The organism is Pseudomonas sp. LBUM1668 (assembly GCF_059695715.1).
Map to the genome: position 1 here is coordinate 1,005,305 of NZ_CP166787.1, position 23,200 is coordinate 1,028,504.

A 23,200-nucleotide genomic window follows, 5' to 3' on the forward strand; every position below is an offset into this window, starting at 1 on the left:
GCCTGAATTGCTCAGTAGCCAAGGCTGGGTGCTTTTCGGCGTATGCCGTGAAAGCCCGCTCAGAATACGGTTTCAAATCTGTAGGAAAAATACCGATTCCAGACATGCACTGTTACGGGGCATGCAACAGTCTGCAGTGGCTGATGTGCACCATGCGCGGCACTGATGATCCTCTATCCAGCCGATCCATGGTCGATGCAAAGCCGCGTACTGCATGGGCATTCATCCTTTCGAGCGACAGCGCGAATACCTCCTTGGTGCGCTTATCGGCCCGGTCATGCGGCAGTAGGGTGGGGTCTTCTGTCACTCACCGGGGAAGACGCATGACAACAAAAACAATGCGCGCCATCTTCACACCGCAGGCGCTGGCAGCCGCGGTGGCTCTGGGTTGCTGTGCCCAGGCGCACGCGGTTGCTTTCAATATCGGAGAAATCGAGGGCACGTTCGATTCGTCGCTCTCGGTCGGTGCGAGTTGGGGCATGCGCGATGCCGACAAGTCGCTGGTCGGTACGGTCAACGGCGGGACCGGGCAATCCTCGACCGGTGATGATGGGCGTTTGAACTTCAAGAAGGGCGAGACTTTCTCGAAAATCGTTAAAGGCATTCACGACCTCGAACTCAAGTACGGTGATACCGGTGTTTTCGTGCGTGGCAAATATTGGTACGACTTCGAGCTCAAGGACGAAGACCGTGAGTTCAAGCAGATCAGCGACAGTGGCCGCAAGGAAGGCGCCAAATCATCCGGCGCGCAAATTCTCGATGCATTCGTCTATCACAACTATTCCATCGGCGACCTGCCGGGCACCGTGCGCGCCGGTAAACAAGTGGTCAGTTGGGGCGAAAGTACTTTCATCGGCAACTCGATCAACAGCATCAACCCGATCGACGTGTCGGCATTCCGTCGTCCCGGTGCAGAGATCAAGGAAGGCCTGATTCCGGTGAACATGTTGTTCGGCTCCCAAGGGCTGACCGACCAGTTGACCATCGAAGGCTTCTATCAACTGGAGTGGGACCAGACCGTTGTCGACAACTGCGGCACGTTCTTCGGCGTCGACGTGGTGGCGGACGGCTGTACCAGTGGCTATACCGTCGGCAACCCGGCGATTGCGCCGCTGGTGCCATTGACCACCGCGTTTGGTCAGGGCATTCAGGTCACCCGCGAGGGCGTAGTCATCCCGCGTGGCGGCGACCGCGATGCGCGGGATTCCGGGCAGTGGGGCACGGCGTTGCGCTGGCTCGGCGACGATACCGAGTACGGCCTGTATTTCATGAACTACCACAGCCGCACGCCGACAGTCGGCACCACCACCGCAGGGCTTTCGACTCTGGCGGCATTGCCGGGCATGGTCGGTATTGCCAACGGTCTGGCTCCCGGCAGCGGTGCCGGGCTGGCGCAAAGTGTGATGCTCGGGCGCGGTGGCTACTACCTCGAATACCCGGAAGACATTCGCCTGTACGGTGCGAGTTTCTCTACCACGCTGCCCACCGGCACCGCATGGACCGGCGAGATCAGCTACCGGCCGAACGCTCCGGTGCAAGTCAGCACCAATGATCTGACGCTGGCATTGCTCAACCCGATCGCCGGCGGCGCAGCTTCGCCGATCGCCACCTCACCGGGTGCGGACAACACGGGATACCGGCGCAAGGAAGTGACGCAGATCCAGAGCACCCTGACGCACTTCTTCGACCAAGTGCTGGGCGCCCAACGCCTGACCCTGGTCGGTGAAGCGGCGGTGGTACGGGTCGGCGGTCTGGAGTCGCGCAGCAAGCTGCGTTATGGCCGCGATTCGGTATACGGCCAATACGGTTTTGGTGGCGACACGGACGGCTTTGTCACCTCGACTTCGTGGGGCTATCGCGGCCGCGCCATCCTCGATTACGCCAACGTGATTGGCGGGATCAACCTCAAACCCAACCTGTCGTGGTCGCACGACGTCGCCGGTTATGGCCCCAACGGCCTGTTCAACGAAGGCGCCAAAGCGATCAGCGTCGGCGTCGATGCCGACTATCGCAACACCTACACCGCGAGCCTCAGCTACACCGACTTTTTCGGTGGCGACTACAACGTCCTCGAAGACCGTGACTTCGTCGCTCTGAGCTTCGGCGTGAACTTCTGATCTGCCCGAGAAGGATGAAAGCAATGCGCAAAATGATTCTGCAATGCGGTGTGCTGGCCCTGAGTCTGCTGGCGGCCAACGTGATGGCGGCAGTGTCGCCGGATGAGGCGAACAAACTCGGCACCAGCCTGACTCCGCTGGGTGCCGAGAAGGCCGGCAACGCCGACGGCTCGATCCCGGCATGGACGGGCGGCATCGCGAAAAACGCTGGTGCGGTGGACAGTAAAGGCTTTCTCGCCGACCCGTTTGCCAATGAAAAACCGCTGTTCACCATCACCGCCGCCAACGTCGATCAGTACAAAAGCAAACTGTCTGAAGGTCAGGTGGCGATGTTCAAACGCTATCCGGAGACCTACAAGATCCCGGTCTATCCGACCCATCGCACCGTTGCCGCACCGCCGGAAATCTACGAATCGGCCAAGCGCAGCGCCCTTAACGTTACCACCATCAACGACGGTAACGGCCTGGCCAACTTCACCGGCAATCGCTACTACGCCTTCCCGATTCCGAAGAATGGCGTGGAAGTCTTGTGGAACCACATCACCCGTTATCACGGCGGCAACGTCAAGCGGATCATCACCCAGGTGACACCGCAAACCAACGGCAGCTACACGCCAATCCGCTTCGAAGAAGAGATCGCCGTGCCGCAACTGATGAAAGATATCGATCCGGAAAAAGCCGCCAACGTGCTGACCTTCTTCAAACAGTCGGTGACGGCTCCGGCGCGGCTGGCCGGCAACGTGCTGCTGGTGCACGAAACCCTTGATCAGGTGAAGGAACCGCGCCTGGCGTGGATTTACAACGCCGGTCAGCGTCGCGTCCGGCGCGCGCCGCAAGTGGCCTACGACGGCCCGGGCACCGCCGCCGATGGCCTGCGCACTTCGGACAACTTCGACATGTTCTCCGGTGCGCCGGACCGTTACGACTGGAAACTGGTCGGCAAAAAGGAAATGTACATTCCGTACAACAGCTACAAACTCGACTCGCCGAAGCTCAAGTACGACGACATCGTCAAGGCCGGGCACATCAATCAGGACCTGACGCGCTACGAGCTGCACCGCGTGTGGGAGGTGATCGGCACGGTCAAGGCGAACGAGCGGCACATCTACGCCAAGCGCCACATGTACATCGACGAGGACAGCTGGCAAGTGGCGCTCGCCGATCACTACGACGGTCGCGGGCAACTGTGGCGCGTCGCCGAAGGTCACGCCGAGTACTACTACGATCATCAGGCTCCGGCCTACACCCTCGAAGCGCTCTACGACATTATTGCCGGTCGCTACATCGCGCTGGGGATGAAGAACGAAGAGAAGCACGGCTACGAATTCGGCTTCGAAGCCAAGGCTGCCGACTACACGCCAGCGGCCCTGCGTACAGAGGGCGTGCGGTAACGGTTCTGATACATCGGCTGAACAAAAGGCGACCGCGCGGTCGCCTTTTTTATGGCCGCTAATCAGCGCGCTGAATACTTGTCAACAAGCCGCCGGGAGAGGGCTAGGGTGAGCTCACAACTATAAAAAGGCTCATCCGATGACCGCCATGACTGCTTGTCTGGATCGCCCCGGTTTTCTCCCCAGACTGTCCTCCCATCACCAGCCACGTACGCGATTGAGCGAGCCATTGCTGGAATCGGTGGCCCGGGTCAGGCTCATTTGTGCACCCGCCGGCAGCGGCAAGAGCGCGCTGCTCGCCGAGTGCCTGCTTCAAGCGCCGCAACGTTGCGAAGTGTGCTGGCTACCACTGGCTGGCGCCGCTTTGAGTGTCGACGAATTTTGTCTGCGATTGGCACAGGCGTTGGGACTGGCAGAAACAACGGAGTCCGGTCTGGTCGCTGCGCTGAGTCGCTGGTCGTTGCCGACCTGGCTGTTTATCGATGACTACTGTCGGCTGCCGGAACCTGCGCTTGATGCGTTGCTTGACCGTTTGCTGACGGTCAGTAGCCCGGCGTTCACCTGGTGGATCGGCACCCGCCGACGGCCGCAATGCAACTGGCCGCGGTTGCTGCTCGACGACGAACTGTACGAGTGTGAAAGCGCGACGCTGGCGCTGTCTGCGGACGAAATCGCCCAGGCGCTGCGACATCTGTCGCCCGAGCAGGCAAGCAGTGTGGCTGCACGTATCGTCCAGCGTACCGGTGGTTGGTGCGCCGGGGTGCGCATGGCGCTGCTGCAAAAGTGTGACTGGTCGCAAAGCAATCAGCCGCAGCAACGGGTGGATACGCTGCTGGATTATCTGCAACACGAACTCTTCAATAACCTCACGCCGGAGCTGGCCGAGAACTGGCGGGTGCTCGCGCATCTACCGCGCTTCAATGCCGAGCTGTGTGAGCATCTGTTTGGTGCCGGAGAGGGCGCACAGTGCCTGCGCACCCTGCAAACACTGGGCTGCTTTATCGAGCCGTGGCACGACTCGGCCGACTGGCTGCGGGTTTTTCCACCGTTGTCGCGGGTGATGCGCGACGAACAATGGCCCGCAGGTCGTTCCTGGCATCGGCGGGCGTGTCAGTGGTTTTCCTGGCGGCAGGATTGGCGTTCGGCCTTCGAACAGGCGTTGCTCGCCGAAGAACATGAAATCGCCGTCAGCCTGTTGCAGCACTTCAGCTTCGAGCATTTGTTTGAAGAGCAAACCGTGGTCCTGTTACTGCAATTGCATGAGCAACAGAGTGAAGAGTTGACCCTGAGCACGCCACAACTGGTCGGTCTGATCACAGCTGCATTGCTCTTCGCCGGTCGTTTTGAACAGGCGGCGCAATGCATCGAGCATTTAGGGCGGTTCATGCCGCAGCCTTCGCCAGCTCATGAGCGGCAATTGATTGCGCGTTGGCAAACGTTGAAGGGGTGGTTACTGCATCTGGAAGGGCGGATGGAGGGCGCTCACGAATACTTTTCGCAAGCGTTGGAGGTACTCGATTTCGATAACTGGATCGCTCGGGTGATGTGCTTGTCAGGGTTGACCCAGCAGGCGTTGTTGCGCGGCGAACTGGACGTAGCCCATGCCCGTAATCGTCAGGCACTGTGTCTGGCACGGGCGCAAGGCTCGCTGGTTTTCGAAGCACTGCTGGAGCTTGATCACGGGCAATTGCTCGAACAGCGCGGCGCGGCACCTCGGGCTGAAAGTCTTTTGGCGGGCGTGCATGATTTACTCGTCCGGCAACCGAACCGCCTGACCCCGCTGTTGGGACGGATTGCGCTGCGTCGTGGGCGTCTTGCGCTGAGTCAGGGCCAGGATGTCTTGGCGGCGGATTTTTTCCAGTCCGGTCTGGACGGTTGCGGGCGCAACCATGACAAGCGTGCCCTCTACGGCTATCTGGGGCTGGCGCAACTGGCTGCCAATCAGGCGGATTATGAGAAAGCGTTCGTGTGGCTGCGCGATGCGGAACGGCTGATGCAACAGCGGCAGATTCCAGACACGGTTTATCGTGGCGTGGTGTTGCAAGTCAGCAGTCTGTTCTGGCTGCAGCAGGGCCGTCATGAGCTGGCGTGCGAGGCGATGGCACGTCTGTTACGGCACTATCAAGGAGCGGACGCTTTGCAGGCGCCGCCGGCAACACTCGAGTTGATTCCCCGCGTCGAGTACTTGTTGATCCTTGCTGAGGCAGGGTCAGGCTCGGCTCGCAACCCGATGGGCCGGCTACAGCGTCTGCTCGAAACGGCGCAGCGCTGCAGGATGCTCATTCTGGAAACCGACTTGCATCTGGCGATGGCAGAAGTGGCCTTTTCGCAGGGTGATCAGACTTCGGCGCGCGCCAGCCTGCAGCAGGGTCTGGAGCTGAGTCGTCAATATGGGCTGCATCAGGCGTTGCGTGAACTGCAACTGCGCCACCCGGGGCTGTTGCAAATACTGGCAAACACGGTTTCGGAGCCGGCCACTGTTGAAGTGGCGAGCGGTAGTGGTTTGCTCAGTCAACGTGAGTTGGAAGTTTTACGCCTGATTGCCAAGGGCCATTCCAATCAACAGATTGCAGATGAGCTGTTTATTTCTCTGCACACGGTAAAGACTCACGCCAGGCGGATACACGGAAAACTGGGCGTCGAGCGAAGAACGCAGGCTGTAGCCAGTGCCAAGTTGCTGGGGTTTGAGCTGTAGCAATAGTTTTCAAAGAGATTGTGCAAGAGGAAGCGGCGGGCGACAGCAAAACTGTGTTGCTGCAACCCTTCACAACGTCGCTGACCGGCGGATCGACGCAGGCGGCTAAGCGTCAAACCCCATCCGCCAACTCACGGCCCGCGTCGCAGCCAACAACCGCTGCGCCGCCGGGCCGTTTTCGTCGGCGTGGAACAGCGAGGTCGGGCCAACGATGGTCAGCACCGCTGCAACTTGTCCGACGGCGTTGAACACCGGTGCCGACAAGGCATCCACACCCGGCATCAGCAAGCCGTGGACATGATGCAGGCCGCGCTCGCGGATCTGTTCGCACAACGTCGCATAGGCGGTTTCGTCCTTCAACGGATGCTCGGCGACGGCGATTTCCCGCTCGCGCAATTCGTCGGTTTCCCGATGCGGCAGGTAGGCGCTGAACACCAGTCCTGTCGAGGAACTGAGCAGCGGCAGCACCGAACCCAATTGCGTCACCACCGTCACTGCACGCACCGCCGGTTCGATGTGCACCACGGTTGCTCCCTGATTGCCCCACACCGCGAGGAAACAGGTTTCGTTGAGTTCGTCACGCAGTTCCGACAGAGGCAGGGCGGCGACTTTCAGCACGTCCATACTGTTGAGTGCCGCCAGGCCCACGCGCAGTGCTTCGCGGCCGAGACCGTAGTGGTTGGTCGCTGGATTTTGCTCGGCGAATCCGCTGGCAATCAACGCCTGCAAGTAGCGGTGAACCTTGCTCGCCGGCATCTGCACGTGTTCGGCCAGGCGCGACAGCGAAGTGGAGGGCGACAACTCGGCCAAAGCCTTGAGGATGTCGGTGCCGACTTCGGCGGAGCGGACTTTCTGTTTGCCGTTACTGTCGCTGGTTTTTTCCATGGTGCGGCCGGGTTCCAATACGAATGGGCGTCTTTATAGCTTGACGCTGGATAGCGAGCAAATTACGTTATGCGTAATCGAATTACGATAATAACAACCCCGGCGTGCCGAAACCTCTGAGCCAGAGCGATGGGCCATTGCCGACTCCCTGTTCAGGAGGCTCCATGAACCTCGATTCAACCGCGTCGACGCTGGCTTATCAGTCCGGTTTCGGCAACGAATTCAGCTCTGAAGCGTTGCCCGGCGCGCTGCCCGTTGGCCAGAACTCCCCGCAAAAAGCCCCCTACGGCCTCTACACCGAATTGTTCTCCGGCACCGCGTTCACCATGACCCGCAGTGAAGCGCGGCGTACCTGGATGTACCGGATTCAGCCCTCAGCCAATCACCCTGCATTCGTCAAGCTGGAGCGGCAACTGGCCGGTGGGCCTTTGGGTGAAGTGACCCCCAATCGCCTGCGCTGGAACGCGCTGGACATGCCGGCCGAACCGACCGATTTCATCGATGGACTGGTGAGCATGGCGGCCAATTCCGGCGCCGAAAAACCGGCCGGCATCAGCATCTACAACTACGCGGCCAACCGCTCGATGGAGCGGGTGTTTTTCAATGCTGACGGCGAACTGCTGCTGGTGCCACAACTGGGACGTCTGCGGATTGCCACTGAGTTGGGCGTGCTGGAAGTCGCCCCTCTGGAAATCGCCGTGCTGCCACGTGGCCTGAAATTCCGTATAGAACTGCTCGATCCGCAAGCGCGCGGCTATGTTGCCGAAAACCACGGCGCGCCGTTGCGTCTGCCGGACCTTGGGCCGATCGGCAGCAACGGTCTGGCCAATCCGCGCGACTTCCTCACCCCGGTCGCCGCTTACGAAAACCTGCAACAACCCACCACGCTGGTGCAGAAATTCCTCGGCCAGTTGTGGGCCACCGAGCTCAATCATTCGCCGCTGAACGTGGTCGCCTGGCACGGTAATAACGTGCCGTACAAATATGATCTGCGCCGCTTCAACACCATTGGCACGGTCAGTTTTGATCACCCCGACCCGTCGATCTTCACCGTGTTGACCTCGCCGACCAGCGTGCACGGTCTGGCCAACCTCGACTTCGTGATTTTCCCGCCACGCTGGATGGTGGCCGAGAACACCTTCCGTCCGCCGTGGTTCCACCGCAATCTGATGAACGAATTCATGGGCCTGATCCAGGGCGAATACGACGCCAAGGCCGAAGGCTTCGTGCCCGGCGGTGCCTCGCTGCACAGCTGCATGAGTGCTCACGGCCCGGACGGCGAGACCTGCACCAAAGCGATCAATGCCGAACTTGCACCCGCAAAAATCGACAACACCATGGCCTTCATGTTCGAGACCAGCCAAGTGCTGCGCCCAAGCCGCTTCGCCCTCGACTGCCCACAACTGCAACCCAATTACGACGCTTGCTGGGCCACATTGCCCGCCACGTTCGACCCGACCCGGAGATAACCCATGACTCAGAATTCCATCACCCGCAGCTGGGTTGCGTCGGCCAACGGCCACGCCGATTTCCCGCTGCAGAATCTGCCGCTGGGTGTGTTCAGCATCAACGGTTCAGAACCGCGCAGCGGTGTGGCCATTGGTGACCACATCTTCGATCTGCAAGTTGCCCTTGAAGCAGGTCTGTTCGACGGCGCCGCTCGCAGTGCTGTGGAAGCCACCCGTGGCGGCCAGTTGAATGCCTTCTTCGACCTCGGTCGCGAGGCGCGGGTTGCCCTGCGCGAACGTCTGCTGGAACTGTTCAGCGAAACCAGCACCCAGCGCGGCGACATCGAAGCTCAAGGCGCGAAACTGCTGCCATTGGCCGCCGATTGCCAGATGCATCTGCCGGCGCGCATCAGCGATTACACCGACTTCTACGTCGGCATCGAGCACGCGCAGAACGTCGGCAAACTGTTCCGCCCGGACAACCCGCTGCTGCCGAACTACAAGCACGTGCCGATCGGCTATCACGGTCGTGCGTCCACCGTTCGTGCGTCCGGCACCGACGTCCGTCGTCCTAAAGGCCAGACCCTGCCGGCCGGCGCTACCGAGCCGACTTTCGGCCCATGCGCGCGTCTGGACTATGAGCTGGAACTGGGTATCTGGATTGGTCAGGGCAACGAGATGGGCGACTCGATCGCCATCGGTGATGCCGCCGAACACATCGCCGGTTTCTGCCTGCTCAACGACTGGTCGGCTCGCGACATCCAGGCCTGGGAATACCAGCCGCTAGGGCCGTTTTTGTCCAAGAGTTTCATCACCAGCGTCTCGCCGTGGGTCGTCACTGCCGAAGCGCTGGAGCCGTTCCGCGCCGCACAACCGGCACGTCCGGAGGGCGATCCGCAGCCGCTGCCGTACCTGTTCGACAAGCGCGATCAGGACGGCGGTGCATTCGACATCGAACTGGAAGTGCTGCTGCTCACCGAAACCATGCGCGAGCAGAATCTGCCGGCTCATCGCCTGACCCTGAGCAACACCCGCTACATGTACTGGACCGTCGCGCAAATGGTCGCGCATCACAGCGTCAACGGCTGCCAGTTGCAGGCCGGTGACCTGTTCGGTTCGGGCACGCTGTCCGGTCCGGAAAACGGTCAGTTCGGCAGCCTGCTGGAAATCACCGAAGGCGGCAAAAAGCCGATCGAACTGGCGTCCGGCGAAGTGCGCAAATTCCTTGAAGATGGCGACGAAATCATCCTGCGCGCACGTTGTGCCCGTGACGGTTTCGCCTCGATCGGCTTTGGCGAATGCCGCGGCAAAGTGCTGGCGGCGCGCTGACAGGAGCGGCTCATGGATCTCTACACCTATTACCGCTCGACCTCGTCGTATCGGGTGCGGATCGCACTGGCGCTAAAAGGTCTCGACTATCAGGCGTTGCCGGTCAACTTGATCGCGGCGCCCGGTGGCGAGCATCGGCAGCCGGCGTATCTGGCGATCAATCCACAGGGCCGCGTGCCGGCCTTGCGCACCGATGACGGCGAACTGCTGATTCAGTCACCGGCGATCATCGAGTACCTGGAGGAACGTTATCCACAGGTGCCGCTACTCCCCGAAGACCTTGCTGCCCGCGCCCATGTACGCGGCGTGGCGGCGGTGATCGGTTGCGATGTGCATCCGCTGCATAACGTCAGCGTGCTCAATCGGCTGCGGCAGTCGGGGCATGACGAACCGCAGGTCACGGCGTGGATCAGCCATTGGATCAGCCAGGGGCTGACGACGGTGGAACAGTTGATTGGCGATAGCGGATTCTGTTTCGGTGAGTGGCCGTGCGTGGCGGACGTGTATCTGATTCCGCAGTTGTACGCGGCTGAGCGCTTCAATGTTTCGCTTGAGGCTTATCCGCGGATTCGTCGAGTCGCGACGCTGGCCGCTGAGCATCCGGCATTCATCCAGGCTCACCCGTCCAACCAGCCAGATACACCGTAAGCCTCAACAAATAACCTGTGGGAGCGGGTTTGCCCGCGATAGCGATTTGGCAGGCACATTTATGTCGGATGCGCTGCCGTCATCGCGGGCAAGCCCGCTCCCACAGGGTTTGTGTTGCACCACCAAAAAACCATAAAAACAAAACAGGTACCTCGCGATGCACAACCAGATTGCCAGCTTCCGGGCGGCACTCAACGCCCGTCCTGTGTCTCGATATCAGTGGTTGCTCTTGATCCTGCTCGCCTTGTTGCTGGTCACCGATGGCTATGACGCCCAGGTGCTCGGCTACGTGGTGCCTGCACTGGCGCAGGATTGGGGTCTGGAAAAAGCCGCGTTCGGGCCTGTGTTCAGTGCCAACCTGCTAGGCCTCACTATTGGCTCCCTCGCCGTCACGCCGCTGGCCGACCGTTTTGGCGTGCGGCGAATTCTGCTTGCTTGCGTGCTGATCTACGCCAGTCTGACGCTGCTGATGGTGTTCGCCGACTCCCTGAATTCGCTGATGGTCGCGCGCTTCATCTGCGGCATCGGTATGGGCGGTGCAATGCCTAGCGCGATGGCGCTGATGTCGGATTATTCGCCGCCACGCTTGCGTACCTTGATGGTCACGCTGGCGGCTTGTGGCTTCTCGTTTGGTGGTGCGGCGGGTGGTTTTGTAGCCGCCGGGTTCATCGATCAATTCGGCTGGCAGGCAGTGTTCCTCGCCGGTGGTGTGACGCCGCTGCTGCTGTTTCCGTTTCTCTGGTGGATGCTGCCCGAATCCTTGCCGCGCCTGCTGCGTGATCAGCCACCTTACGCGCGACTGCGCAGAGTTACTGGGCGAATGTTGCCGGACTGGCAACCTCCGCGGGCCTCGGTCGAACAGAATGAACGCGAGCAGGGCAGTAAACTGACCGTGGTCGAGCTGTTCCGCAATGGTTACGCGCGGCCGACCCTGCTGATCTGGGCGACCTTTTTTGTCAGCCTGATCTTGCTGTATTTCATGATCAGTTGGTTGCCGTCGCTGCTGCTGGAAAGTGGCCTGAAACTCAATGAGGCCAATCTGGTGACGTCGATGTTTCTGTTCGCCGGCACCCTGGGGGCGATTTGCATGGCCTGGTTCGCCGACCGCTTGAAACGCAAGGTGCGACTGTTGTCCGGCGTGCTCGCAGGCGCTGCGCTGTGCACCATTGTGCTGGGGCTTAACCACGACAATCCACGTTATCTGGTGGCCTGCGTGTTTGCTGCCGGGTTCTGCATCATTGGCGGGCAACTGACGCTGAACGCTTTCGCCAGTAATTTCTATCCGGCGCATGTGCGCGCCACCGGCACCGGTTGGGCATTGGGTGTGGGGCGATTTGGTTCGATTCTCGGGCCGTTGTTCGGCAGTCTGTTGCTGGCGATGCACATTCCGGTTCAGCAGATTTTCTTCTTCTGCGCGATTCCGGCCATCATCGCCGCACTGCTGATCATCCAGGTGCGTTCGCCCTCGGAGACCGTTGGGCAGCCGGTGGTGGAGCAAGCACTGAAAAGCTGAAGATCAAAAGATCGCAGCCTGCGGCAGCTCCTACATTGGGAAGGTGTACACCCTGTAGGAGCTGCCGAAGGCTCGGGCCGCGATCGGACGATCTTTTGCTGTTAGTGGACGACTGAATTCGGGGGCAGATGCCCGAGTCGTTCGGTCAGGCGCAGCCGTTGGATCGGGTCATCGCTGAGCAACAACGCATGTTCCAGATCAAACCGCTCGGCGTTCGGGCAGTCGAGCCGCTGATACAGGCTGGCCCGGGCCAGATAATCGGCGGCGCCGGCATCGCCCAGTTCAAGCACGCGTTCGGCGTCAATCAGCGCCGCGATGAAGTCATCCTGAGTCAGGTACAACTGGCGCAAATTGCGCGACAAGCGCTGCAGCATCTGCGCCGGCGTGGCAGTCAACAGGTGCTCGGCATTGAGTTTCATGTTGGGCCCGTATTGGCGCTGTAACAGCTCACGACAGTCGTTGGGGTACAAACGGCGACCGCCGCACGGATCGAGCAGATGATCGGCACCGGGCACGCGCAACAGGAAGTGCCCGGGGAAGTTGACCCCGACCAGGGGAATCTCCAGACCGCGCGCCAGTTCCAGCGCAATCAAGGCCAACGCCAGCGGCTGCCCGCGACGGGTCTGCAACACTTTGTGAATTAAAGCGGCCTGCGGACGGAGCGGGGCGAAGTCATCCATGGCAAAGCCCAGATCATTCATGCGCCGCAATAACGGCTGCGCCAACTCACTGACTGGCAACATCGGCAAACCGTAGCTGACACGCTGTTGCAGATCCTTGAACTCCACCAGCAGCGCCTCGGGATCGACTGCTTTTTCGTGCTCGGCGGCCATCCACAGCGCGGCTTCGAACAGCGCGGGCGGTGAACGGTGCAGGCACTCGAAAAAGCGTTGGCGCGGACTCATCGAAATCTCCGTGGAATGCCTCGTTTTTAGCCCCGTCCGTGGCATTCGTCCAGTGGCTCGGTAAACAGGTCGAGAGATATGCCGTAAAGCCGTCGTCTGCACGCCTGCTTATTCCGGTGCGCTCCAGCAATTTTCAAGGGCAAGCCTATACTGGCGTTCTACAAGAAGTGATTCGGGAGCCCAACGATGTTTGCGCTCATGCAAAGCACTCGCCTGGAATCGCTGCACCTTAGCGTCGACCCGGTTTGCGGGTTGAAGGCGGTCATTGCTATCCATAACAGCCGTCTGGGCCCAGCCCTGGGCGGGTGTCGTTACCTTGCCTACCCCAACGACGAATCCGCCGTCGAGGATGCCATTCGCCTCGCTCAGGGCATGAGCTACAAAGCCGCGCTGGCGGGCTTGCCGCAGGGCGGTGGCGTTGCGGTAATCGTGCGCCCGATACATGTTGAAAATCGTGCAGCGCTGTTCGAAGCCTTCGGCCGGTGCATCGACCAGCTCGACGGTCGCTACATCACCGCCATCGACAGCGGCACCTCGGTGGCGGACATGGATTGCATCGCCCAGCAGACCCAGCACGTCACCAGCACCACGTCGGCCGGCGATCCGGCACCGCACGCGGCGATGGGGGTGTTCGCCGGCATTCGCGCCACGGCGATGGCGCGCCTGGGCAGTGACAACCTCGAAGGCTTGCGCGTGGCAATTCAGGGCCTGGGCAATGTCGGTTATGCCTTGGCCGAGCAACTGCACGCCGCTGGCGCCGAGTTGCTGGTCAGCGACATCGACCATGGCAAGGTGCAACTGGCGATGGAACAGCTTAATGCTCACCCGATTGCCAACGACGCGTTGCTCAGCACGCCGTGCGACATCCTTGCGCCGTGTGGTCTGGGCGGTGTGCTCAATAGCCACTCGGTGGCGCAACTGCGCTGCGCGGCGGTGGCCGGTTCGGCGAACAATCAGCTGACGCATCTGGATGTGGCCGATCAACTGGAACGTCGCGGCATTCTTTATGCGCCGGATTATGTGATCAACGCGGGTGGGCTGATTTACGTCTCGCTGAAACATCGCGGTGAGGAATTGACCACCATTACCGCGCATCTGTCGAAAATCAGCTCGCGGCTGACGGAAGTTTTTGCCCATGCGCAGGCGGAGAAACGTTCACCGGCGCGGGTGGCGGATGAGTTGGCGGAGCGGGTTTTGTATCGGTGATGGAGCGAAGATCAAAAGATCGCAGCCTTCGGCAGCTCCTACAGGGGCTGCGATCCTTGATTGGGGGCGGTGTTACTTTGCAGCTTTCGCCGCTTTGGCTGGCTTGACCGGCGCTTCGGCAGATTCGTCCACCTCGGCTTTTTCGACCGGCTCGGCCGGCGCATTGATCAGCTCCGACAGTGCATCAGGCTGGCTCTTGAATGCCCGGGCGAATACATCACGGTTCTTCGCCATGTAGATCCCGGCTTCTTCCACTTGCTGTTCAGTCAGGGACGGAACGGCTTTTTGCAACACATCGGCCAGATATTCGGCCAGTTCGAGCATTTTGTCATGACGGTCAGCTTCGGCTTTATCCATGAACAAGCGCTCCAGATCTCGGCTGCTGCGGTATACCACTTCGACGGCCATTCACCACCTCACATGCCTTCACATTTAGTTGTCTTTGCGACTACTGTATCTATATACAGCGAAAAGGATAAGCGAATCCCTGCGCTTTGGGTAGTGGCATTTCAATGTAGACCGAATTCAGGGTTTGTCAGTCGAGCCGTGTGACTGCCATTCGCAAGCAGGCTCACCCACATGAGCAGGGCATGTGCGACCAAACGCCACAGCGCGGGTTTCGCGGCACATCGCCATGATGCGTGGCCCTGTTTCTGCATGAAATCAGGCGCGTGCAGAAAACCGTCACGTCCAACACGCATCATCCGCTCGAATCGGGCTAAGGAACTTCATCGTGAAAATCAACTGGGCCGAGAAACTGCGGCAAAACGTGCATCAACTGGCCGAGTCCCTGGGCAACCTGTTCGTCGAGACTTTTCACTACCTTGCGCTGTTCGCCATCGGTGCGGTGACCGCGTATGCAGCGGTGATGGAGTTTCTCGGGATGCTCGAAGTCGGGCACATCAAGATCGATGACATTCTGTTGCTGTTCATCTATCTGGAACTGGGGGCGATGGTCGGGATTTATTTCAAGACCAACCACATGCCAGTGCGTTTCCTGATCTATGTGGCGATCACCGCGCTGACGCGATTGCTGATCTCCAACGTCTCGCACCATAACCCGCCGGACATGGGCATCATCTACCTGTGCGGCGGCATTCTGCTGCTGGCATTTTCGATTCTGGTGGTGCGTTACGCGTCGTCGCAATTTCCATCGGTGAAGATCGAATACCCGCAACGCAAAGTCGGTACGGGTTCGAGTGAGCATCCCGATGTCGAGAAGGGCGAGCTTTAAAGACCGGCCGCTGGCCGTGGCTGGCCTTTGATCTGTGGCGGTGGCGGGGTCAGCCCGTCGCCGTTGGTCATGGCTTCGAGAATCGCCATGGCGCTGTGGCCCTGCTCGATGGCGATGCCGAATTGAATGCTCTGCACCAACAGCTTGAGGCGTTTGGGGTCATTGCGCTGTTCGGCGCTGATCATCCGCTTGGCCACGATCCGGCCGCTGTTGGACAGGGTCAACATGATGCTGCCGTCCAGGCCTTGAATGCTCAGGTTGATCTGATAGTCCGGCGCGAAGGCATCGGTAATGATCTGAAAAGGGTTGTCCATGATGCGTCACCGCCTGATTGAACGTGCAGTTGTTGACCGGCCGTGATCGGGTTGGTTCGCCCCACCAGACCATCGGCCATTCCGTGGCCATTTCGCCAAATTGTTTCTATGTAGGAGCTGCCGAAGGCTGCGATCTTTTGATCTTGATCTTCTGAAGAAAGATCAAAAGATCGCAGCCTTCGGCAGCTCCTACAGAGGTAGCAAGGTGCATGCCGGGAAAATTGTCGAACAATGAATACGGCAACAAAAAGGCGAGCACTGGGCTCGCCTTGTTCATTTTTGGCCCGTTTGCGGGCGGGTGATCGCAGACAGTGCAGTCAGGCCGATCAGCACTCCACCCAGTTCACCGCCAGACCGCCGCGCGACGTCTCTTTATATTTGTCGTGCATGTCGGCGCCGGTGTCACGCATGGTGCGGATCACCCGGTCGAGTGAGATGAAGTGGTTGCCGTCACCACGCAGGGCCATTTGTGTGGCGTTGATGGCCTTCACCGCAGCGATCGCATTGCGTTCGATGCACGGCACTTGCACGAGGCCGCCAACCGGGTCGCAGGTCAGGCCAAGGTTGTGTTCCAGGCCGATTTCGGCGGCGTTTTCCAGTTGCTCGGGAGTGGCGCCGAGTATTTCGGCCAGACCGGCGGCCGCCATGGCGCAGGCCGAGCCGACTTCGCCCTGACAACCGACTTCGGCGCCAGAGATCGAGGCATTTTTCTTACACAGAATGCCGACGGCGGCCGCGGACAGGAAGAAAGCGACGACGTCATCGTCAGACGCGTCCGGGTTGAATTTCATGTAGTAGTGCAAAACCGCCGGAATGATCCCCGCTGCGCCGTTGGTCGGCGCGGTGACCATGCGCCCGCCGGCAGCGTTTTCTTCGTTGACGGCGAGGGCGAACAGGTTGACCCATTCCATCGCCGACAGCGTCGAGCTGATCACATTCGGTTTGCCGATTTCCAGCAGGCTGCGGTGCAGTTTCGCTGCACGGCGCGGCACCTTCAGACCCCCGGGGAGGATGCCTTCGTGGCGCAGGCCCTGCTCGACGCACTCGCGCATCACCGACCAGATATGCAGCAGGCCCTGACGGATGTCCGCATCGCTGCGCCAGGCGCGTTCATTGGCCATCATCAGCTCGGAAACGCGCAGATTGTGCTGCTTGCACAGCGACAACAGTTCGGCGGCGCTGGAAAAATCGTAAGGCAACACCACGTCACCCGACGGCGCCACTCCTGACTCGGCTTCCGCCGCTTCGATGATGAAGCCGCCGCCGACCGAGTAGTACGTCTGCGTAAACAGCTCGGCAGATTCGCCAAAGGCTGTCAGAGACATGGCATTGGGGTGGTAGGGCAGGCTCTCGTCCAGCAGCAGGAGATCGCGTTGCCAGTCGAAGGCAATCGACCGTCCGTCGGCGAGGGGCAGTTGCCCGGTGTTGCGCAGTTGCTCAATGCGCGCATCGATGGTCGTCGGGTCGATGCTGTCCGGCCATTCGCCCATCAGGCCCATGATCGTGGCGCGGTCGGTGGCGTGACCCACACCGGTGGCCGACAGCGAGCCGTACAAACGGATTTCGACGCGACGCACATCATTGAGCAGACGTTGATCGGTCAGCGCTTGAGCAAAGGTCGCGGCGGCGCGCATCGGGCCGACGGTGTGGGAGCTGGACGGGCCGATGCCCACTTTGAATAGATCGAAAACACTGATAGCCATGCTAAACCCTTACAAGCAATGGAGGAGGAATCGCTGCCATTTTTTGTCGGACAAGCGCAATGTCGGCGATACTGCCTCGCTCGGTCGGACGTGACCAACGAAACTTCCTAAGACAGCCTTTAGCAGGACTAAACGATGAGTCGTCAATTGCATGCCCAGACCTACGTCTGGCTGCAGGTATTTTCCTGTGCCGCGCGGCACCTGTCCTTCACCCGTTGTGCTGAGGAACTGCACATCACGCCGGGTGCGGTCAGTCAGCAGATCCGCCAATTGGAAGAGCGCCTCGGCTTTCGCCTGTTTCACCGGCGTGCGCGTGGCGTGGAGTTGAGCGCGGAAGGGCAGCGGCTGGCGATCACGGTGAATGAGGCGTACGGCAGCATTGATGCCGAACTGCGTCGACTGGATGCCGGGATGATCAGCGGGATCTTGCGGGTACGTTCCATCCCATCGTTCCTCAGCAAATGGCTGACGCCGCGTTTGCCGCGCTTGCAGCAGCGCTACCCGGACATTCAGTTGCGACTGGTGGCCGAGGACAGCAGCGTGCCGTTGCATGAGGGCGATTTCGATTTGGCCATCGACCTGAACGACGGCAGTTATCCGGGATTGTTATCCACAGCGTTGCTCGATGAGCAGATTTTCCCGGTGTGCGCGCCAAGCCTTTTGCGCGGGCGCCCGCCGCTGCATGGACCGGTGGATCTGGTGCATTTCCCCTTGCTGCACGACATCACCGCCTGGCGCGGCAGCTATGAATATGCGGAATGGGAATTTTATTTGAATGCAATCGGCTTCGAAGGCGCCGATGTGCGGCGTGGGCATACCTTCAATCGCAATCATCTGACCATCGAAGCGGCCATCGCTGGCATGGGCGTCGCGATTGCCCGGCGCACATTGCTCAATGATGAGCTGGAAAGGGGCGCGTTGATCGTGCCGTTCGGGCTGTCGGTGCCCAATCACAAACGTTATGTATTGCTGTATGCGCCGGGCGCGTTGAGTCATCCGGGCGTGCGTGCAGTGCATGACTGGCTGGTGGAGGAGGCGGGGATTTTTCGCGGCTTGCACCCGTTGAACGACGGGCAATTGTGAGCAGAATTTGCCGGAAGGCATGCCGACCCAACTCCCGACCTTACCAGCGCCTTGCTCGGTTGTCCGGCTTTTTTTGCGAATGAATATTTATCTTTTTTCAGGGGTTGAAATGTTCGACGGTCGGGCCGATTGTTGTAACCAAGGGGTCAGGAAATTCAATTCAAGGCCTCTCGCGAGCTAGCTGAAATAAGGGATGAACTATGCAAATCCAAGTCAACAGCGATAACCATATTCAAAGTAGTCAACGACTGGAGGAGTGGGTACGCACCACCATTGAGAGCACGCTCGAACGTTATGAAGAAGACCTGACCCGTGTCGAAGTCCATCTGAGCGACGAGAACGGTGACAAACCAGGTCCCCACGATTTGCGCTGCCAACTGGAAGCGCGGCCAAAAGGCCATCAACCGGTTTCCGTTACCCATAAAGCCGATTCGCTGGAGCTGGCGATCGATGGCGCTGCCGAAAAACTCGAGCACGCGCTGGAACACCTCTTTGGCAAACTGCGAGGTAAACCACGTGCCGCTGTAGTGCCGTTCAGCAAAACAAACGACGCGCTGTTGGAAGAAGAATTTCTAGAGAACGAACAGGCAGCGATCAACAGTTGATGCGCTGAATAGTTAGTCACCCAATGAGGACGGGCCTGCTGATGCAGGCCCGTTTTTGTTTGTGGTGTTGCTGGAGGTTGTGCACGGCTCAGGCTCCAAACCCTCACCCCAGCCCTCTCCTGGAGGGAGAGGGTTAGGGTGAGGGGCTTTTCAAAACATCAGAACGCCACAGAAGTTTGCACATAAACCGTGCGCGGCTCACCCACATATTTCCCCTTGTTGTTGTCATCAAACGACCGCGTGAAGTACTGCGTGTTGAAGATGTTCTTCACGCCCACCGCCACATTCAAATCCGACAATTGCGGTCCGAAATCGTAGCCCGCGCGGCTGCTGAACAGCATGTAGCCCGGGATCTTGCCGGTGCTGCCGTCGGCGCTTTCTTTTGAGGTGTTGGCGTTGTCAGCGAACTGGTCGCTCTGGAAGCTGCTGTCCAGATTCAACTTCCACGGGCCTTCGGTGTAACCGACGCCAACCGTGCCTTTGTGTTTCGAAGAGAACGGCACGCGATTACCCTTGTTCGGTCCATCTTCGCGGATGGTCGCGTCAACATAGGCGTAGGAGGCATACACATCGAAGCCTGACAGTGCCGGGCTCAAGTCATCGAGCGCGTAATTGATGCTGGTCTCGATGCCTTGATGGCGAGTTTCGCCACGGGCGATCACCGAATCGTTGGTCTGGTTACTTTCGTACTGATTGTCGAAGTTGATCAGGAACGCACCGATTTCCGCGCGCAATGCGCCGTTGTCATAGCGAGTGCCGAGCTCCCAGGTGCGGGCCTTCTCCGGTTTTACTTCACCACTGGTCACCCGGTTGGGCATCTGGCTGTACTGCACGCTGCCGAACGAGCCTTCGGTATTGGCGTACAGATTCCAGCTATCCGTCAGGTGATAGAGCACGTTCAGCGCGGGCAGCGCGGTGTTGTAGTCGCCCTTGTATTTGACGTTGGTCAGGTTGTTGGTCTGCTGGGATTCGATCATCTCGTAGCGCACGCCCGGGGTGATCGTCCATTTGCCGATGTCGATGCGGTCGTCGACGAAGAACGCATTGGCCTCGGTGCCGCCCCGAGTGTCGCGGTCGTTACGGCTGTTGGTGGTCGGGTATTCGTTGCTGGCGATCGGCGTGCGATAGCGCAATTCGTGGCCGGCCTCGTTGATGTAGCGGTAGCCGACGCCGACTTCATGGCTGGTCGGGCCGAGATCGAAGCCTTGGGCGAAACGGGTTTCGAAACCGCGCACCCAATACTCGCGTGGCGACAGCGACAGGAAGGTGCCCTGATCCAGATAACCGCTGCGCAGGGTTTTGGTGAAGAACGTGTTAGCGGTGAATTCGCGGCGATCTTCCTGATAGCGATACCCGAAGTTGAACATCGTGCGACGGCCCCAGAACTGGTCTTTGGGGCGCGTCGATTGGTACGGATCGGCATCGTAATCAGCGACGTTCAAACCGCCGGGCATGTCCGCTTTACCTTCGTAATACTGGGCCATGGCGTTGAAGCTGTTGGCGTCGTCGAGCTGGTATTTGCCCTTGAGGATCAGGTCGTCGATTTCGGTGTCGCTGTGTTCGCGCCAGTCGCCACCGCGGGTGCCGGAATACAGAAGGGCGCCGCCCAGACCGTTGGCGTTGGTGCCGCCGGCCAGCAGATTGGCGCTGGTCTTGAAGCCGTCGTGGCTCGACGAAGGGCTGGTCTCGGTCTGAAAGCCTCCCTTGACCGTCGGCTCGTCAGGAATCGCCCGGGTCACGAAGTTGACTACGCCGCCGACGTTCTGCGGGCCGTAACGTACTGCACCGCCGCCGCGCACCACGTCCACGGCATCCATGTTGCCCATGCTGATGGGCGCGAACGATAACTGCGGCTGACCGTAAGGGGCGAACGGCACCGGGATGCCGTCCATCAACACGGTCGAGCGTGCAGCCAGGCGCGGGTTCAAACCGCGGATGCCGAAATTCAGCGCCATGTCATGGCTGCCCGTGCCGTTGTTTTCCGGCGCGTTGACGCCGGGAATGCGGTTGAGCACATCGCGTGCCTGAGTCGCGCCTTGGCGTTCGAACTCTTCGCGGCGGATCACGTCGCGGGCGCCGGGATGTTCAAACACGTTGATCTGCGCCGCGTCGCCGAGCCAGTCGCCGACGACTTTCGAGGTGTCCAGCTCCAGCGCTGCATCACTGACCGGTTGCAGGCTGAAAGCGTTGTCGCCCTCGGTGCGGGCTTGCAAACCGGTGCCTTCGAGCAACGCATCCAGACCTTGCTCGGTCGTGTAATTGCCTTCCAGACCACGGCTTTGCACGCCGCTGGTGACTTGCGAACCGAAAGAAATCAGCACCCCGGCTTCACGGCCAAACTGATTGAGAGCGTTTTCCAGCGCCGACGGTGCGATGTGATACGCCTTGGCATCGCTGGCCATGGCAGCGGGCAGGGCGCTGAAGCTCAGGCTGGCGCCGAGGATGAGATTGCGCAGGCAGCGGGCCAGTGGCGTGAGGCGGGTGAGGGGCATGGTGGATGATCCTGAGAAGGTTGAATCAAGGGGGCTTTCCTTCTCTGTCACGCCAGATCTGAAAAACGGCTCATTTATTTTTGAAGAGCAAAAGATCGCAGCCTTCGGCAGCTCCTACAGGGTGAACACAAATCCCATGTAGGAGCTGCCGCAGGCTGCGATCTTTTGACCTTGCGGTTACACCCGCGCCTCGACGCTGACCCAATACCGGGTAAAGCGCTTCACCTTCACCGGCAAGCTGATTTCCAGCAGATCCAGAATCCGCTCACTGTCGTCCAGTGGATACGTCCCGGAGATCAGCAAGTCGGCGACCTTTTTGTCGCAATTGAGCTGCCCGCGCCGGTAGCGGCCAAGTTCTTCGAGGAAGTCGCCGAGGCGCATATGCGCGGCCACCAACATGCCGTCCGCCCAAGCGCCGCTGTTGGCGTCCAGTGGTTTGGCGTCGCTGGCGGCAGTCGCGGTGAAACTCAATTGCCGAGCGACGGGCAGCAGCATCGGCGCGCGTTCGCTGGTGGCCAGTTCGACGCGACCTGCAAACAGCGCCACCTGTGTGCGATCGGCAAATTGCCGCACATTGAGTCGTGCGCCCTGGGTTTTCAGAATGCCCTGCGCGGTGTGTATTTCGAACGATTGCGCGGCCGTCAGGAGGATTTCGCCTTCGAGCAAGCGGATCAAACGTTGATCGACGCGCACGTCTGCCGCACTGGCCGTGTTCAGTTGCAACTGATCGTCCGCCCCCAGCCCGATCTTGCGACGTTGGCCAATCGGGCTGCGGTAATCGGCGAGCAGCGAAGGTAGCGGATTGTGCTCGCGCAGGCCCCAGGTGGCGGCAGAACCGGCGCCGAGAATCAGCAGCAGTTTCAGTGCCTGACGTCGGCTACCGGACTTCGGCCTGTTCAATGTCGCATGCGCCAGCGGTGAAGAAACACCGCGCAAACGCTGGTTGACCCGTTGAATATGTTCCCACGCGCGGCGGTGCTCACTGTGGGCATCCAGCCACTGTTGCAACGCCAGTTGCTGGCGCGCGTTGAGCGCACCTTGCTGCACTTCCATCAGCCAGTGCACCGCTTGTTCAGCCACTTGCGAGGAAAAATCCGGCGCTTGATTCATAGGGCGAAATAGCAGCGCAGCGCCGCTTTGTTCAGATGACGTTTGACCGTGGCCACGGAAATACCCAGCTCAGCGGCGATTTGCGGGTAGGTCAGGCCATCGACCTGCGCCAATAGAAAAGCGCGTTTGACCTGACGTGGCAAACCATCGAGCAACTGATCCAGCTCGATCAGGGTTTGCAGGATGATTGCTTTGTCTTCCTCCGACGGCGCCACCATGTCCGGCATCTGCGCCAATGTTTCCAGATAGGCGCGCTCCAGATCCTGGCGGCGGTAGTGATTGAACAAAACCCGTTTGGCGAGGGTGGTGAGGAAGGCGCGTGGTTCGATGATCACTGGTGGCTCGCGCGCGGTGAGCACTTTGATAAAGGTGTCCTGCGCCAGATCCGCCGCGCTGTCCGGGCAGCCGAGCTTGCGCCGCAGCCAGCCGGTAAGCCAGCTGTGGTGAGCCTGATAAAGCGATTCGACGGGATGGGCGGATGGCAACGGTAGTGCTCCGGGCGCTTTCGCTCTGCGGCAGAAA

The 23,200-nt window shown here is 60.1% G+C and carries 18 protein-coding genes and 1 pseudogene; 11 read left to right on the forward strand and 8 right to left on the reverse strand.

Annotation, left to right across the window (positions count from 1 at the left end; genetic code table 11):
- The first annotated feature begins 323 nt into the window (after positions 1–323).
- The 3 genes from ACA061_RS04395 to ACA061_RS04405 all read left to right on the forward strand — a co-directional run bounded on the left by ACA061_RS04395 (position 324) and on the right by ACA061_RS04405 (position 6,203).
- A complete protein-coding gene (locus ACA061_RS04395; protein ID WP_150605487.1) occupies positions 324–2,117 on the forward strand; it encodes a DUF1302 domain-containing protein in 1,794 nt (597 codons plus the stop codon).
- Between the two features lie 23 nt (positions 2,118–2,140).
- Entirely contained in the window at positions 2,141–3,508 is a 1,368-nt protein-coding gene (locus ACA061_RS04400) for a DUF1329 domain-containing protein (protein WP_150617166.1), read from the forward strand.
- A gap of 139 nt (positions 3,509–3,647) precedes the next feature.
- Positions 3,648–6,203 carry a LuxR C-terminal-related transcriptional regulator gene (locus ACA061_RS04405; protein ID WP_497300681.1) on the forward strand — a complete coding sequence of 852 codons (2,556 nt, stop codon included), beginning with the start codon at positions 3,648–3,650 and terminating at the stop codon, positions 6,201–6,203.
- A gap of 105 nt (positions 6,204–6,308) precedes the next feature.
- Here the strand turns inward: ACA061_RS04405 and ACA061_RS04410 are convergent, their stop codons facing one another.
- Positions 6,309–7,088 carry an IclR family transcriptional regulator gene (locus tag ACA061_RS04410; RefSeq protein ID WP_150617168.1) on the reverse strand — a complete coding sequence of 260 codons (780 nt, stop codon included), beginning with the start codon at positions 7,086–7,088 and terminating at the stop codon, positions 6,309–6,311.
- Positions 7,089–7,252: 164 nt separating this feature from the next.
- Between ACA061_RS04410 and hmgA the strand changes: the two genes are divergently transcribed.
- The 4 genes from hmgA (at position 7,253) to ACA061_RS04430 (ending at position 12,026) form a co-directional block, all read left to right on the forward strand.
- Positions 7,253–8,557 (forward strand): homogentisate 1,2-dioxygenase, encoded by a 1,305-nt coding sequence (hmgA, locus tag ACA061_RS04415; protein WP_210554537.1) that lies wholly within the window; start codon positions 7,253–7,255, stop codon positions 8,555–8,557.
- A gap of 3 nt (positions 8,558–8,560) precedes the next feature.
- A complete protein-coding gene (fahA, locus tag ACA061_RS04420; RefSeq protein WP_210554538.1) occupies positions 8,561–9,865 on the forward strand; it encodes a fumarylacetoacetase in 1,305 nt (434 codons plus the stop codon).
- 12 nt (positions 9,866–9,877) lie between these two features.
- A complete protein-coding gene (maiA, locus tag ACA061_RS04425; RefSeq protein ID WP_497300684.1) occupies positions 9,878–10,513 on the forward strand; it encodes a maleylacetoacetate isomerase in 636 nt (211 codons plus the stop codon).
- 157 nt (positions 10,514–10,670) lie between these two features.
- Entirely contained in the window at positions 10,671–12,026 is a 1,356-nt protein-coding gene (locus tag ACA061_RS04430) for an MFS transporter (RefSeq protein ID WP_497300685.1), read from the forward strand.
- A 101-nt stretch (positions 12,027–12,127) separates the two neighbouring features.
- On the opposite strand, the gene ACA061_RS04435 is transcribed toward ACA061_RS04430, so the two are convergent.
- Complete coding sequence (locus ACA061_RS04435; RefSeq protein ID WP_150605496.1) at positions 12,128–12,931, reverse strand: SirB1 family protein; 804 nt, start codon at positions 12,929–12,931, stop codon at positions 12,128–12,130.
- A 186-nt stretch (positions 12,932–13,117) separates the two neighbouring features.
- Between ACA061_RS04435 and ACA061_RS04440 the strand changes: the two genes are divergently transcribed.
- The gene (locus ACA061_RS04440) at positions 13,118–14,137 is read left to right on the forward strand and encodes a Leu/Phe/Val dehydrogenase (RefSeq protein WP_210554540.1); all 1,020 of its coding nucleotides are present in this window, start codon (positions 13,118–13,120) and stop codon (positions 14,135–14,137) included.
- 153 nt (positions 14,138–14,290) lie between these two features.
- Here the strand turns inward: ACA061_RS04440 and ACA061_RS04445 are convergent.
- Positions 14,291–14,545 (reverse strand): annotated as a pseudogene (locus ACA061_RS04445) (YebG family protein); the annotation flags it as partial.
- 325 nt (positions 14,546–14,870) lie between these two features.
- Between ACA061_RS04445 and ACA061_RS04450 the strand changes: the two are divergent.
- On the forward strand, positions 14,871–15,371 hold the full coding sequence (locus tag ACA061_RS04450) for a phosphate-starvation-inducible protein PsiE (RefSeq protein ID WP_150605499.1): 501 nt from the start codon (positions 14,871–14,873) through the stop codon (positions 15,369–15,371).
- Here ACA061_RS04450 and ACA061_RS04455 read toward each other — a convergent pair.
- Positions 15,368–15,685, reverse strand: coding sequence for a DUF3509 domain-containing protein (locus tag ACA061_RS04455; RefSeq protein ID WP_150605500.1), 318 nt, complete (start codon positions 15,683–15,685; stop codon positions 15,368–15,370). The genes ACA061_RS04450 and ACA061_RS04455 overlap by 4 nt on opposite strands.
- 326 nt (positions 15,686–16,011) lie before the next feature.
- Positions 16,012–17,388 carry an L-serine ammonia-lyase gene (locus ACA061_RS04460; RefSeq protein WP_150605501.1) on the reverse strand — a complete coding sequence of 459 codons (1,377 nt, stop codon included), beginning with the start codon at positions 17,386–17,388 and terminating at the stop codon, positions 16,012–16,014.
- Positions 17,389–17,523: 135 nt separating this feature from the next.
- Between ACA061_RS04460 and ACA061_RS04465 the strand changes: the two genes are divergently transcribed.
- The gene (locus ACA061_RS04465; protein ID WP_042557721.1) at positions 17,524–18,471 is read left to right on the forward strand and encodes a LysR substrate-binding domain-containing protein; all 948 of its coding nucleotides are present in this window, start codon (positions 17,524–17,526) and stop codon (positions 18,469–18,471) included.
- Between the two features lie 200 nt (positions 18,472–18,671).
- Positions 18,672–19,076, forward strand: a complete 405-nt coding sequence (locus ACA061_RS04470) for an HPF/RaiA family ribosome-associated protein (RefSeq protein ID WP_047299805.1) — start codon at positions 18,672–18,674, stop codon at positions 19,074–19,076.
- A 158-nt stretch (positions 19,077–19,234) separates the two neighbouring features.
- Here ACA061_RS04470 and fecA read toward each other — a convergent pair whose 3' ends face one another.
- The 3 genes from fecA to ACA061_RS04485 all read right to left on the reverse strand — a co-directional run bounded on the left by fecA (position 19,235) and on the right by ACA061_RS04485 (position 23,163).
- Positions 19,235–21,568 carry a TonB-dependent Fe(3+) dicitrate receptor FecA gene (gene fecA / locus ACA061_RS04475; RefSeq protein ID WP_497300688.1) on the reverse strand — a complete coding sequence of 778 codons (2,334 nt, stop codon included), beginning with the start codon at positions 21,566–21,568 and terminating at the stop codon, positions 19,235–19,237.
- A 177-nt stretch (positions 21,569–21,745) separates the two neighbouring features.
- Positions 21,746–22,678: a DUF4880 domain-containing protein gene (locus ACA061_RS04480; RefSeq protein WP_497300690.1), complete on the reverse strand. Its 933-nt coding sequence runs from the start codon at positions 22,676–22,678 to the stop codon at positions 21,746–21,748.
- Entirely contained in the window at positions 22,675–23,163 is a 489-nt protein-coding gene (locus ACA061_RS04485) for a sigma-70 family RNA polymerase sigma factor (RefSeq protein ID WP_150617176.1), read from the reverse strand. The genes ACA061_RS04480 and ACA061_RS04485 overlap by 4 nt, the downstream gene beginning before the upstream one ends.
- Positions 23,164–23,200: the final 37 nt, after the last annotated feature.